Source organism: Rhodococcus sp. (in: high G+C Gram-positive bacteria), assembly GCF_049591685.1.
GTDB lineage: Bacteria > Actinomycetota > Actinomycetes > Mycobacteriales > Mycobacteriaceae > Rhodococcoides.
The window spans coordinates 1-12,669 of record NZ_JBAWFH010000009.1 but is presented as its reverse complement, the minus strand read 5'-3'; the positions used below and the strand labels follow the sequence as shown (position 1 = coordinate 12,669).

General features: G+C 65.7%; 15 protein-coding genes and 1 tRNA gene. 6 read left to right on the top strand and 10 right to left on the bottom strand.

What is annotated here, in order from left to right; translation table 11 throughout:
• Window positions 1-770 (bottom strand): ACP S-malonyltransferase (locus WBQ44_RS00285; protein ID WP_495564738.1); only part of this gene is annotated, 770 nt, incomplete at its 3' end.
• A gap of 412 nt (window positions 771-1,182) precedes the next feature.
• Between WBQ44_RS00285 and WBQ44_RS00280 the strand changes: the two genes are divergently transcribed.
• Window positions 1,183-1,872, top strand: coding sequence for a DUF8548 family protein (locus tag WBQ44_RS00280; protein WP_495564737.1), 690 nt, complete (start codon window positions 1,183-1,185; stop codon window positions 1,870-1,872).
• Here WBQ44_RS00280 and WBQ44_RS00275 read toward each other — a convergent pair.
• Entirely contained in the window at window positions 1,869-2,660 is a 792-nt protein-coding gene (locus tag WBQ44_RS00275; protein ID WP_495564736.1) for a TetR/AcrR family transcriptional regulator, read from the bottom strand. The genes WBQ44_RS00280 and WBQ44_RS00275 overlap by 4 nt on opposite strands.
• Before the next feature lie 67 nt (window positions 2,661-2,727).
• On the opposite strand from WBQ44_RS00275, the gene WBQ44_RS00270 reads away from it, so the two are divergent.
• From WBQ44_RS00270 to WBQ44_RS00260, 3 genes are all read left to right on the top strand, one after another.
• Window positions 2,728-2,808 (top strand) — tRNA-Leu (locus WBQ44_RS00270).
• Window positions 2,809-2,918: 110 nt separating this feature from the next.
• A complete protein-coding gene (locus WBQ44_RS00265) occupies window positions 2,919-3,296 on the top strand; it encodes a transcriptional regulator (RefSeq protein WP_495564735.1) in 378 nt (125 codons plus the stop codon).
• Between the two features lie 19 nt (window positions 3,297-3,315).
• The gene (locus WBQ44_RS00260) at window positions 3,316-3,666 is read left to right on the top strand and encodes a DUF3817 domain-containing protein (protein ID WP_495564734.1); all 351 of its coding nucleotides are present in this window, start codon (window positions 3,316-3,318) and stop codon (window positions 3,664-3,666) included.
• Between the two features lie 2 nt (window positions 3,667-3,668).
• On the opposite strand, the gene WBQ44_RS00255 is transcribed toward WBQ44_RS00260, so the two are convergent.
• The 8 genes from WBQ44_RS00255 to clpS all read right to left on the bottom strand — a co-directional run bounded on the left by WBQ44_RS00255 (window position 3,669) and on the right by clpS (window position 9,303).
• Window positions 3,669-3,914 (bottom strand): hypothetical protein, encoded by a 246-nt coding sequence (locus WBQ44_RS00255; RefSeq protein WP_495564733.1) that lies wholly within the window; start codon window positions 3,912-3,914, stop codon window positions 3,669-3,671.
• A gap of 368 nt (window positions 3,915-4,282) precedes the next feature.
• Window positions 4,283-4,891: an RdgB/HAM1 family non-canonical purine NTP pyrophosphatase gene (gene rdgB, locus WBQ44_RS00250; protein ID WP_495564732.1), complete on the bottom strand. Its 609-nt coding sequence runs from the start codon at window positions 4,889-4,891 to the stop codon at window positions 4,283-4,285.
• Window positions 4,884-5,672, bottom strand: coding sequence for a ribonuclease PH (gene rph, locus WBQ44_RS00245; RefSeq protein WP_495564731.1), 789 nt, complete (start codon window positions 5,670-5,672; stop codon window positions 4,884-4,886). The genes rdgB and rph overlap by 8 nt, the downstream gene beginning before the upstream one ends.
• A 45-nt stretch (window positions 5,673-5,717) precedes the next feature.
• The gene (locus WBQ44_RS00240) at window positions 5,718-6,476 is read right to left on the bottom strand and encodes a cyclic nucleotide-degrading phosphodiesterase (RefSeq protein WP_495564730.1); all 759 of its coding nucleotides are present in this window, start codon (window positions 6,474-6,476) and stop codon (window positions 5,718-5,720) included.
• A 79-nt stretch (window positions 6,477-6,555) separates the two neighbouring features.
• Window positions 6,556-7,185, bottom strand: coding sequence for a rhomboid family intramembrane serine protease (locus WBQ44_RS00235; protein ID WP_495564729.1), 630 nt, complete (start codon window positions 7,183-7,185; stop codon window positions 6,556-6,558).
• Window positions 7,186-7,254: 69 nt separating this feature from the next.
• Window positions 7,255-8,316 carry a P1 family peptidase gene (locus WBQ44_RS00230; RefSeq protein ID WP_495564728.1) on the bottom strand — a complete coding sequence of 354 codons (1,062 nt, stop codon included), beginning with the start codon at window positions 8,314-8,316 and terminating at the stop codon, window positions 7,255-7,257.
• A 10-nt stretch (window positions 8,317-8,326) separates the two neighbouring features.
• Window positions 8,327-8,896 (bottom strand): oxidative stress transcriptional regulator AosR, encoded by a 570-nt coding sequence (gene aosR / locus WBQ44_RS00225; protein ID WP_495564727.1) that lies wholly within the window; start codon window positions 8,894-8,896, stop codon window positions 8,327-8,329.
• Window positions 8,897-8,952: 56 nt separating this feature from the next.
• A complete protein-coding gene (clpS, locus tag WBQ44_RS00220; RefSeq protein ID WP_495564726.1) occupies window positions 8,953-9,303 on the bottom strand; it encodes an ATP-dependent Clp protease adapter ClpS in 351 nt (116 codons plus the stop codon).
• Here clpS and WBQ44_RS00215 point away from each other — a divergent pair.
• Entirely contained in the window at window positions 9,269-10,714 is a 1,446-nt protein-coding gene (locus WBQ44_RS00215; protein WP_495564725.1) for a nicotinate phosphoribosyltransferase, read from the top strand. The two genes, clpS and WBQ44_RS00215, sit on opposite strands and share 35 nt — an antisense overlap.
• Window positions 10,715-10,746: 32 nt before the next feature.
• Window positions 10,747-12,669: ATP-dependent DNA helicase (locus WBQ44_RS00210; protein WP_495564724.1), on the top strand; the 1,923-nt coding region annotated here is incomplete at its 3' end.

The window sequence follows — 12,669 nt, the reverse complement described above, 5'->3', positions numbered from 1 at the left end:
CGAGCGAGCTGTGCGGGAGGGCCTGCGAGGACGACACGGCGGCGGCCGTTACGGATGGCGAGTACGGCGGATCGCTCCGGAGCACCCTCGATCGCGAGTTCGTCGACGACTGCCTGCAGACGCGCAGGCTCGACGCTGGACACGGAGACCATGGGCGCGCGGTCGGCAGCGCCGATGATGCCGCGACGACGGCCGACGAGGCCCGCAGCCGCACCGATCAGCTGTGCGACGGCCAGCAGGTGCGCATCCTCGGCGCCGTTGCTCTTGACCGACTCGGCGGCGATGAGGCCCTGCGAATGACCGACGACGGTGACGGGTCGAGCTTCGGCGGGATCGAGTCCCTGTAGCTTCAGCGCACGCAGCGCTGCGACCTGAGTGAGGAACACACCGGGCAGCGAGACGGCTGCGGACGTCAGCGCGGCTTCGGAGGGGCCGAACGATGCGGCGGCATCTTCGTCGTCGGCCAGGTCCTGCTCGAGCATCCAGCCGATCGGATCGAAGCCGACCGAGCGAACGACGAGCAGTTCGTCGGCCACCGGTGCCAGCATGGCGGCGGACTGGTTGACGAGATCGGTCAGTTCCGGCTCGAGCGCAGAGTCGCGGGCGAGTTCTTCGAGGGAGCTGAGCCACGGTGAACCTTGGCCACCGAAGGCCAGAGCGTATGGCTCACCGGCCGCGAATCGGTCCGCGAGCGTACGAGAACCGCCACCGCTCTTGGGGGATCTTCCCGCGCCCTGTCCGTGTGATGGTGTGCTCTCGTTGATCGTCAAGGTCCAGATTTCCTCTCGTGAGCACCTCGATGAGGTGTTCGGCATAAGTGGCGCCTGTGGTCTCGGCGTTGTCGAGCGAAATCGAGGAGCACGACCGTCGTCATGGCGAGGTGGCTCTATCCGCGTGGAACCAGGTTGACACAAAATCATGAGGAAATCCTCACGTTTCGTTTGACGTCCAAGTGCTACCAGCGAGTAGGGCCGAAAACGCCGAAAATCCGACACGGTGACGAACCCGCGAGTAACAAACATCGCTGCTGGCAGCGCCCCGATCGAGCCCACCGGAACATGAGGATTTCCTCGCATTGATCGTTATCGTTCTGTTATGTGAAGCTCGCCACATCGCACCGCCCGAACATGTCGGTGGCACGCAGTAGTTTCGCCACACCAACAGAACCCGGGGGGGGATTTCATGTATTCGTCAGTTACACACATCTTTTCGCCGCGCGAATGCGAGGCCATCGCGACACACATCGAACATACTGTCCGTCAGTCTGTTTCACCGGCCTGGGCACCCGGTTGGCCCGGTGAGATCGAAGCTGCCGTTCTCGACGCCGCGTTCTCTTTGCGGGCTGCCTACGGAGGTCCCGAAACCGGCGTCCGAAAAGTCGTCGCGCAGTGGCGGCACCATCGAGGCGGCACCCCGATCGACGACCTCACCGAACTGGCCGCATTCTGCCGGAAACCGGACCAATTGGCCGCGATTCTCGGCAACCGCCAGCGAACGGGCGACAACACCACTACCAAGGCCGAGGCCGCAGCCCGCGTCGCAGCGGTGTTGGTCGAGCAGGGCGTGCGATCGGCCCACCAGCTCGGCGACTGCGACGACCAGCGCCTCGCCGTCACCGTCGTTCCCGGTATCGGCGACAAGACGTGGGAGAACGTGTTGTTCGTAGCGGGAATCAGAACGGAGAACGGCATCGGGTTGCTCCGGTCGTTCGCATCGCAGGCGCTCGGGTGCGAGGTGGATGCTGCCACCGCGGCCTCGCTCATCGAGTACACGGCCGAAGGTCTTGGTATCCGCCAAGCCCACCTCGAACACGCGATCTGGCGCTACCAACGCCGCGTCGGTGTCACTGCTCCGTTGGTCGACGCCGGTTAGCGTTCCTGCCGCGCGGGCGGTGCGGCCGCGGTGCGATCGATCAACGCGGCCACACCGTCAAGAATGCACTCGACACCGAACTCGTACTCGTGCACCGGATCGCTCGCGGCCTGATAGGACGTCGCCGCGGCGGTGCCGACACGCATCGACAACGGGTAGCGATCCGGATCCATCACGGTGTCGAGCACCGGCGCCGTCGCGTCCCACCACTCCGAATCCGTCATGCCCGATTCCTCACGCACACGCTCGAAACGGGTGAGGGCCCTGGCGGTGCCTGCAACGTGCGTCAGTACCAGCGTCAGCACCGAATCGATGTCGACGTCGGAGAGGCCGACACCGTCGAGCACACGCAGCTCGGCTTCGTACTTGTCGTTGGTGTGCGGACCGAGAACAGCCCGCGCGCCCTGCGCGTCGAGCAACCAGGGGTGCTGTTCGTACAACCGCCAGTTCCGCTGGGCTACGAAACGCAGACCAGCGCGCCAATTGTCCGACGAGGTAGCCGGTTCGTCCACGTTTACGTACAGCGCTCTCAGGGCACCGTCGGTCATCAGGTCGACGAGGTCCTTGCGCCCCGGAACGTGGGTGTACAGCGACATCGCGCCCACACCCAATCGGTCCGCGACCCGGCGCATCGACACGGCGTCCAATCCTTCGGCGTCGGCGATCACGATGGCCGCTTCGACGATTGCATCCACGCTCAGGCCGGTTCTGCTGGGCTTACCACTCACCCGCCACAGCAGCCCGAGAGTGCGCGCCGGATCGAAGCCTGCTTCCTTCTTGCTCGCCACGCTTTGACACAGTACGCCGTACGCCGGAGGCTGTTCCGGCGGCCGTTGTAGACTTTGCCGAGCACTCGCGCGAGTGGCGGAATGGCAGACGCGCTGGATTTAGGTTCCAGTGTCTTAGGACGTGGGGGTTCAAGTCCCCCCTCGCGCACCGTTGGCCCCATCGCCGACTCCGGAGGCAGTAGAGGAATCGCCGACTCCGGAGGCAGTAGAGGAATCGCCGACTACCGGAGGTAGTAGAGACTCGGGTACCTTCGTGGGGTGGCGAAATCGCGAAACCATCACCGTCCTGCGCTCATCGCGCTGGTCGTGGTGTCGGCGGTCGCCTGCATGGCCCTGGGCTGGTGGCAGTGGGAACGCTTCGAGTCCGTGGGTGGAAACGGGCAGAACCTGGGATACGCCTTCCAGTGGCCGTTGTTCGCAGCATTCGTCGTGTACGCGTACCGGAAATTCGTTCAGCTCGAGGACGACACCGAGGACGACACGGCCGCCACCGAACAGGTGGTCCGCGAGATTCCCGCCGATCTGCTTCCACAACGATCGGCGGCCGCAACCGAAGACGATCTGGAAGACGTCGAGGCTCGGCAACTACTCGAATACAACAGTTACCTCGCCGAGCTCGATCGCTCGCGCGAGTGACGAAAAAGGAGCACCACACGTGAGCACGGCATCGGGTACTTCCGCACCCACCGAGAAGACGAAGAAGATTGCGTCGGCTCTGTTGCGCTACCGCGTGCTCGCCTACGTCACGGGAATCTGGCTATTGGTACTGACCGGCGAGATGGTGGCGAAGTACATCTTCAAGGTGGAAAACGTGCCGAGCTGGATTGCCGTCGTGCATGGTTGGGTTTATCTCATCTACCTGATCCTGACCATCGACCTGGCGATCAAGGTGCGCTGGCCTGCCCCCCGGACGATCGGGACATTACTTGCCGGCACGATCCCGTTCCTGTCGTTCTTCGTCGAGCACTGGCGCACGACGCAGGTCAAACACGATTTCGGCGTCTGACCTCAGCACTTCACCGTTAGCACGTCCTCGCTGGCAAGCGCCGAGGACACCACCTGCCCCGCAACCGCGTCGTAGGAAATCCCGGTGTGCTCGACCGTATTTGTCGGGCACAGATCCTGGAGCACCACGTTGCGTGCCCCCGGTCCCGCCAACAACGACGCCGTGTACGGGACCACCTGGTCGTAGCGGGTCACGACGGTGACGTACTCGATGCCGGGCACGGTGTCGCTCGGCTCGTTCACACGCATCAGCGCGTCGTCGACGGGTGGGCCGGGAGTCGAGTCCTCCGAATGGCGTACCCTTCAGCCGACCGTAGTCGAGGGCGAATTCGCAGTACCCTTCCTCGGTCAGCTTCGGCCCCAGCGAAGCCCAATTGACGTAGGAATTTTCGAGGAAGCCGTGCACTAGTACGACCGGTTCGGGACGTTCTACTGTTGGCCTGCAGGCGAAGTCGTTAACACCCGGCAGCGTCGCGTCCGGGTGGACGACCGATACGCGCCCGCTTCGAGGAACGAATTCTGGGGTGGTGACGCGGATGCGGGGAACACCGGCGAAACCACCGCTGCGACCACAGAAGCAGATAGTATGCTGCCCACACGCCGACGGGTCATCGGTTCTACGTCAGTGCTTCGAGGGCAGGAATCAGCAACCGCAACGCGCGACCACGGTGCGACGCGGCATCCTTTTCCTCCGGGCTGAGCTCGGCGGCCGAACGGCCGTCGCCTTCGGGAACGAATACGGGGTCGTACCCGAAACCGTTCTCCCCGAACGGCTCCCGGGCAATGACGCCGCGCCACTCCCCACGTACCACAGTGTCGGTACCTCCCGGAACAGCCAGTGCACACGCGGACACGAACCCTGCGCCGCGCCGTTCGTCGGGGACGTCGTTCAACTGTGCCAACAACAACGCTGTGTTGGCGTCGTCGTCGCCGTGTTTGCCGGACCATCGCGCCGAGAGTACGCCCGGCATTCCGTTCAGCGCGTCTACCTCGATGCCTGAATCGTCTGCCACACAGGGAAATCCGGTTGCGGCGGCCCCATCACGAGCCTTGGCGAGCGCGTTCTCCTCGAACGTTGCGCCGGTCTCCGGAGCCTCCGGGTACTCCGGCACCTCGTTCAACCCGACCAGACTCACGCCGGTGACCCCTGCGGCGTCCAGAACCCGCCGTAATTCGCGAAGCTTCTTCGCGTTACGACTCGCCACCAACAGCGTGAACTCAGCCACCGAACTTCTTCTTCGGTGCACCGGTGGCCACGGGCTCCGGCAGAACACCCGGATACGGCTCCGCGAGCGCCGCCTTCTGTACTTCGAACAGTTGCTCGATCCCAGCCAACGCCGAGTCGAGGAGCTTGTCGAGCGTCGAACGCGGGAACGTCGCACCCTCCCCGGTGCCCTGAACCTCGACGAGTGTTCCGGTGTCGGTGGCGACCACATTCATGTCGACCTCCGCGCGAGCATCCTCCTCGTACGGCAGGTCCAGCCGAACCCGCCCGTCGACGACGCCGACGCTGACGGCCGCGATGGCGCACGAAATAGGCTGCGGATCGGCAAGACGGCCCGCGGCTCGGAGATAGGTGACGGCATCGGACAGTGCCACGAAGGCACCCGTGATCGCAGCCGTGCGCGTGCCACCGTCGGCCTGCAGAACGTCACAGTCGATGGCAATTGTGTTCTCACCGATCGCGGCGAGATCGATGCACGCACGCAGCGAGCGGCCGACGAGGCGAGAAATCTCCTGAGTGCGTCCGCCCACCTTGCCTTTGACGGATTCACGGCCGCTACGGGTATGCGTGGCCGCGGGAAGCATTGCGTACTCGGCCGTCAGCCAACCGAGGCCGGATCCCTTGCGCCACCGAGGAACGCCCTCCTCGACGCTCGCAGTACACATGACCCGCGTATTACCGAATTCGACGAGCACCGAACCAGCCGGGTTGCTCGTGAATCCGCGCGTTATGGCAATGGTGCGGAGTTCGTCGTCCGCTCGTCCGTCTTCTCGTCTCGACACACGAGCAGCTTACTGCGGGCCCCTTCCGCAGGCTCCACTCACGCCCTACACAGTGAAGACGTCTCCCGGCGACACAGCGTGAACCGGCCCGCTGAATTCTGCTTTGGCTTCTGCGATGACGTCTTCACGCGAGGTCCAGGGCGGGATGTGCGTGAGGAGCAGTTCGCCGACACCGGCGTCGCGCGCCAGCTGTCCCGCTTCGGTGCCCGACAGGTGAACGCCTTGGGGTCGATCCGGGCTGTGTGTCCACGACGCTTCCGCGAGCAACACGTCGGCCCCGTGCGCGAGATCGCGTACCGCCTGACACATTCCGGTATCGCCCGTGTACGCGAAGATCTTGTTCTCGCCCGTCGTGATGCGCATGCCGTAGGACTCGGGCGGGTGGTACACCTGCCGGGTCAGGACGGAAAGCCGCCCGTGCCGGATGGTTCGCCCGTCGGCCCACCGCCGGAGGTCGAGGGTGTCGGACATGTCGTCGATCTGGCCCCCGCACTCCGCGGACGCCACGCCGAGTCGGAAGGCGGTGTCCTTGGGTCCGTAGACGACGGCGCGGCCTTCGGGTGGGTTGGGGTGGTACCGCCGCCACACGAGAAGACCTGGTACGTCGAGGCAATGGTCGGCGTGCAGATGTGACAGAAAGACGCTGACGTCCCCGGGGTCGGCGTAGCGCTGCAACGCCCCGAGAATTCCCGGCCCGAAGTCCAGAACGACGGGTGACGTTTCCGGCTCGTCGAGGAGGTAACCCGACGCGGGGGAATCGGGCCCGGACACACTGCCCGAACATCCCAGGACGGTAATACGCATAAGAGTCATGCTGCCACGAGAATGGCCGTCGCCGAAACGCATCGCCCGTTTCCGCTTCCGGCGAGTGGCGTGGCGGGGTTCATGCCCGTGCCGCGCCGCCCAAGGAAGTTCGTCGGCGTTCGGTGCGCACGTCGGCCGAGAGTACCCACGCTGCGACGACTCCGCCGATCGCTCCGAAGAGGTGGCCTTCCCACGAAACGCCGGGAGTGCTGGGGAGCACCCCCCACAGTGCACCTCCGTACACGAGGAAGACGACCACGCCGATGACGAGCTGGCCGATGTTGCGCGTGAAGAATCCGCGGGTCAGCAGATAGGCGATGAAACCGAAGATGAGGATCGACGCACCGATGTGGTTGGAGTCTCGGCCGACGAGCCAGGTTCCGACCCCGCCGACCACCCAGATGATTCCGGTTGCCGCCAGTCCCCGACCCAGCCCCGAGAGCAATACCAAAAAGCCCAGCACGAGAACGGGAACGGTGTTGGCGATGAGGTGGGCCCAATCGTCGTGCAGGACCGGCGCGAACAGAATGCCCCACAATCCGTCGACACTTCGAGGGGAGATTCCGGCGTCTTCGACGCGGCTGCCGGACGCAACGTCGACGGCTTCCACGACCCACAGCAACACCACGAACGACCCGATGAACATCGCCGCTTGTTGCCAGACGGGCCGTTTGGGGGTCGGGGCGGGCAGATACGGGTTCGCAGTCATCTCCGACGCCTTTCGCCTGTACCGGTGCACTGCCCGGTATGTCCGCTACCTGGTCCAGCGTACCGCCGGTCAGGAACGGGAGAACGCGGACGGAAAGGTCGCCCGATAGGTCGGTATGCCCGCGACGGTCGTTGCGTCGAGCACCGCACGCACGATCGCCCGCTCGACGACGTTCGCGGCCACCGCGCACACGGCGTCGAGAACGGGTAGGTCTTTTGCGAAGGCTTTCGGAACGGACGCTTCGGTGACGACGGACCGCGTCCCCGTCGACAATGCGAAGATCGTGTCCCCGTCGAGCGGCGAGTGGGCGGGACGGATTGCCCGCGCCAAGCCGTCGTGTCCGGCGACGGCGAGCCGCTTGCAGGACGCCGCCGTCAACTCCACATCGGTCGCGACGACGCCAATGGTCGTGTTGAGTGCGGTGCCCTTGGGTGCAAGGGCGTTCGCGTTCCACAGGTGATGGACATCAGGTTTGCGCATGCCGAATGCCTGCGCGCCTTCTGTACCGACGCCCCAGGGCAGACCGGTGCGCGGGTCGAACACCGAGCCGACCGGATTGGCGACAATCAGGGCTGCGACGGTGACGCCGTCCGCGGGCCCGCCGTCGATGACGGTGCTCGCTGTGCCGACGCCGCCCTTGAGTACTCCCGCCCGGGCACCGACACCCGCTCCCACGGAGCCCACGGCGAACTCGGCGGACGCGGCAACGCAAGCGCGGTAACCGAATTCGGCGTCGGGTCGGATTGCCCAGTCACCGACCGGTAGATCGAAGATGACGGCGGCAGGCACGATCGGAACGACCTGATCGGGTGTTCCCATAGCGATGCCGTGGCCGTGTTCTTCGAGCCAGCGCATCACTCCGTCGGCGGCGGCCAGACCGTAGGCACTTCCTCCGGTCAGCAATATCGCGTTGACCTGTTGCACCGAATTACTGGAATCGAGCAGATCCGTCTCGCGGGTACCGGGGCCACCACCGCGGACGTCGACCGCTGCGGTCGCACCACCGAGTGTGCGGACAACGGTGCAGCCGGTTGCCGCGCCTGCCCCGAGGGTGGCGTCCGAATCGATGGCGTGATGGTGTCCGACGAGCAGGCCCCCAACATCGGTCAGCGAGTCACGGGGACCGGGCACAGGCGAGCTCCTATGGAGTGAGGACCTGCACGAGGGAATCCTGCATCCAGGTCAACCAGTGGTACACGTCGAGGTGCGGAGCACGGGGATCCCCCTCGTCGAGAACTTCCGGGGTGTCCGCGTCGATACCCAACGTGGTTCCGAGCGCCAAGCGTACGTCGTTGAGGCCCATCAGCCAGGCGTCGGCCTGCTCCGGCGTCAACACGATCTTGCCGCCCGCGGCAGGCAGTGTGTCGAGTATGACGCTGCCCGCGCGGAGTTTGTCGTCGATGATGTCTGGCTCGTGCAGGCCGCGCAGTGCACCGTTGGTATCGGCGGTATCCGTCCCGGCCTCCTCGGAGTCCGGTCCGTGGAAGTCGGGCAGCAGCCGGGCGAGCGCAGCGTCTTCGGGCGGAGTGTGATGCCCGGTGCGCAGTCCGGTCATCGCGGCGAGTTCGTCGGTGGGCGCGTCCGCGGCACGGTCCTGCAGAAGTCCGACGACCGACCCGACCAGCGATCGCAGTACCGTCGCCTCGCGTGCATCCATGTCCGAGCGAATCTTCACTCCGGTCAGCGAGTTCTTCCTGCTCCACATACGCACAGCGTCGGGTTTCCTTCGTAGTTGATGGCGATCGACACTCGTGGTGACGCGTGCTGCTACTTGTCCTGTTGCATGGTGGCCCACAGCCCGGCGGCGTGCAGTCTACGAACATCGTTTTCCATCGCGTCGCGCTCGCCGCTCGACACAACGGCCTTGCCCTCGGAGTGCACCTGCATCATCAATTCCGTTGCCTTGGCCTTGCTGTAGCCGAAAAGTTTCTGGAACACGTACGTCACGTAGTGCATCAAGTTCACCGGATCGTCCCAGACGATGGTTACCCAGGGCAGATCGTGCGCTTCGTCCGTCGCCGGGTCGGCCGTTTCCGTGGGCACGGCCTGCGGAGAGGCAGCCGAGGTCGGCGCCTCGGCGACCGTGCCCACGATCTCTTCAGCCGTCGATGAAGCCATGGCAACAGGGTACGACGGGCGGGGCAAGGTGCGCACCGTCACCCCCGCGCCTCGTAGTGTTGGTCGTGTGCCTACCGCATCGAACCCCGGTCCGGACATAACGGACAACTTCCGCAGCGCAGCTCTCTTCACCGATCAGTACGAATACACGATGCTCTCGGCAGCCCTCGCCGACGGATCGGCACACGTGCCGTGCAGCTTCGAGGTCTTCGCGCGTCGACTCCCGAACGGCCGTCGATACGGCGTCGTCGCCGGCACCGCGAGGTTCCTCGAAGCGTTGACGCGCTTTCGGTTCGGACCCGCCGAGCTCGAAGTCCTCGGCGATTTCCTCGATGCGCCCACCCTCGAGTGGCTTAAGAACTACCGCTTCACCGGCGACGTCGACGGTTATCGCGAGGGCGAGCTGTACTTCCCCGGCTCCCCCGTTCTGTCCGTTCGCGGCACGTTCGCAGAATGCGTCGTCCTCGAAACGCTGGCCCTGTCGATCCTCAATCACGACAGTGCGATCGCCTCGGCCGCCGCCCGAATGACGAGCTCTGCGGGCTCGCGCAGGATAATCGAGATGGGGTCACGTCGAACTCATGAGGAGGCAGCGGTCGCCTCTTCCCGCGCCGCGTACATCGCAGGCTTCTCGGCCACGTCAAACCTCGAAGCCGTCCGCCGACACGGTGTCCCGGGCGCGGGCACCTCGGCCCATGCGTTCACCCTGCTGTACACGGGCGAGAACGGCCCCGACGAGAAAGCGGCGTTCGCCGCGCAGGTCCGCGCACTGGGCGTGTCGACGACGTTGCTCGTGGACACCTACGACATCACCCAGGGCGTCGCGAACGCCGTCGAAGTGGCCGGGCCCGAACTGGGCGGCGTCCGGATCGACTCGGGTGACCTCGGGGTGCTGGCACGGCAGGTCCGACAGCAACTCGACGACCTCGGCGCCACCCGAACCAGAATCGTCGTCTCCGGCGATCTGGACGAATACGCCATCGCTGCTCTGCGTGCGGAACCGGTGGATTCCTACGGCGTCGGCACCTCGCTGGTGACCGGTTCGGGAGCGCCCACCGCAGGCATGGTCTACAAGCTGGTCACCGTGAACGGTCGGCCGGTGGCCAAGCGGAGCAGCCACAAGGAGTCGCGAGGGGGCACGAAGTCCGCGATCCGAACGTGCCGCTCCACCGGAACGGCCGTCGAGGAGATCGTTCACCCGATCGGTAGTCCCCCGACGATCGACGACGGGTTGGTGGCGACGGAGATGAGCGTGCCCCTCGTCCGCGGCGGCGAGCAGCTCGCAGACCTGCCGACCTTGGCCGACTCCCGTGCGCTGTTCGCCGAGCGTGTTGTCAGCCTCCCCTGGGAGGGCCTCAAGCTGTCGCAGGGCGAACCGGCGATCGGCACCCGCTTCGTCGACGCCGGCTGAACCCGTCGGCGGATGGCAGTACCCTTCTGACGGTGCCGTCGAAGACCGAACTGCCCACCGTGCCCGATCTGTTGAAGGCCGCGGTGCATGCGCTCGGCGGCAAGGAACGCAGCAACCAGCTCACTATGGCCTCGGCGGTCGCGCACTCCATCGACACCGGGGAGCACCTTGCCGTGCAAGCCGGCACCGGCACGGGCAAGTCGTTGGCCTACCTCGTCCCGAGCATCAGGCACGCGGTCGAGTCCGGTCGCACCGTGGTGGTATCGACGGCAACGATCGCGCTGCAGCGTCAGCTCGTCGATCGAGACCTACCGCGGCTGGCCGACGCACTGACCTCCGAGCTGGGCAGGCGGCCCAAGTTCGCCATCCTCAAGGGCCGCAACAACTACCTCTGCATGAACAAGATCCACACCGGCGCCTCGGAGGAGGCACCGGACGCCGAGTTGTTCGACGCATTCGCGGTCTCTCGAATGGGTCGCGAGGTGGTGCGGTTGACCAAGTGGTCCTCAGACACCGAGACGGGCGATCGCGACGATGTCGTTCCCGGCGTCAGCGACCAGGCGTGGCGTCAGGTCAGCGTCACCGCCCGCGAGTGCCTCGGTAAATCCCGCTGCCCGGTGGGTGAGGATTGCTTCGCGGAGCGGGCGCGTACCGAGGCGTCACAGGTCGACGTCGTCGTGACCAACCATGCGCTCCTCGCCATCGACGCGATAACGGGCATCCAGATCCTCCCCGAACACGACGTAGTCGTCATCGACGAGGCCCACGAACTCGTCGACCGGGTCACCGGCGTGGCCACGTCAGAACTGTCGGCTGCCACGGTCACCGCGGCGGCGCGACGATGCAGCAAGCTGATCGAAGAAGACATCGTCGACGCCCTCGACGGGGCCGCCGAGAACTGGGCCGCCGTCCTCGACGATCTGCCTGCGGGACGTTGGGCCGCGCTACCCGAGGATGTCGCTCCCGCTTTGGCGTCCATCCGAGATTCGGCGTGGGCGGTGCGGACGGCCATCGGCCCGCAGCGCGCCGGGATGGCCGCGAGCGATCCCGAAGCCGCGGCTGCTCGCAACGCAGCACTGGTTGCCGTCGAAGAGGTACACGACAGCGCAGTGCGGGTACTCACGGCGTTCGACGAGCCCGACCCAGCCAAACGCAAGGATGTCGTGTGGCACGCCGTGGACGAGTTCCGCGGCTCGGTCAAGCGCACCGTTCGCATGGCACCGCTGTCGGTGGGCGGGCTGTTGCGAACCCGATTGTTCGCGGAGTCGACGGTGGTCCTCACGTCGGCCACGTTGACGGTCGGTGGTTCGTTCGACGGACTCGCGATCAACTGGGGGCTACCCGCCGAGCATCCCGCCCGCAGTGACACGGCGATGGCGTCGGGTGCGGAGCCGCCGTCGGACACCGCGTCCATCCGATGGAACTCGCTCGACGTCGGATCACCCTTCGACCACGCCAAGGCCGGAATACTATATGTGGCCCAACATCTTCCGGCACCCGGTCGTGACGGCTTGTCCCCCCTCTATCTCGACGAGATCGAATCCCTCGTTCGCGCCGCAGGCGGTCGAACACTCGGACTTTTCTCCTCCATGCGGGCGGCGAAGGCAGCGGCCGAGGCAATGCGCGAGCGACTCGACACTCCGGTGCTGTGTCAGGGCGACGACGCCACGGGCGCGCTGGTGGACAAGTTCGCCGCCGACGAGCCCACCTCACTGTTCGGCACGCTGTCGCTGTGGCAGGGCGTCGACGTGCCGGGGCCATCGCTGAGCTTGGTGATCCTCGATCGCATTCCGTTTCCCAGGCCGGACGATCCACTGCTGGTGGCGCGGCAGCAGGCAGTTCAAGCGCGCGGAGGCAACGGCTTCCTTTCCGTCGCCGCCAACCACGCAGCGCTCCTCCTCGCACAGGGAGTGGGCAGACTCCTGCGCAGTGTTGACGACCGCGGAGTCGTCGCC

Bases quoted from the DNA above. Each gene is read 5' to 3' on its own strand.
- WBQ44_RS00280 (WP_495564737.1), top strand. From the start codon at position 1,183: ATGTATTCGTCAGTTACACACATCTTTTCGCCGCGCGAATGCGAGGCC.
- WBQ44_RS00255 (WP_495564733.1), bottom strand. From the start codon at position 3,914: ATGCGTGTGAACGAGCCGAGCGACACCGTGCCCGGCATCGAGTACGTC.
- WBQ44_RS00240 (WP_495564730.1), bottom strand. From the start codon at position 6,476: ATGCGTATTACCGTCCTGGGATGTTCGGGCAGTGTGTCCGGGCCCGAT.
- WBQ44_RS00235 (WP_495564729.1), bottom strand. From the start codon at position 7,185: ATGACTGCGAACCCGTATCTGCCCGCCCCGACCCCCAAACGGCCCGTC.
- clpS (WP_495564726.1), bottom strand. From the start codon at position 9,303: ATGGCTTCATCGACGGCTGAAGAGATCGTGGGCACGGTCGCCGAGGCG.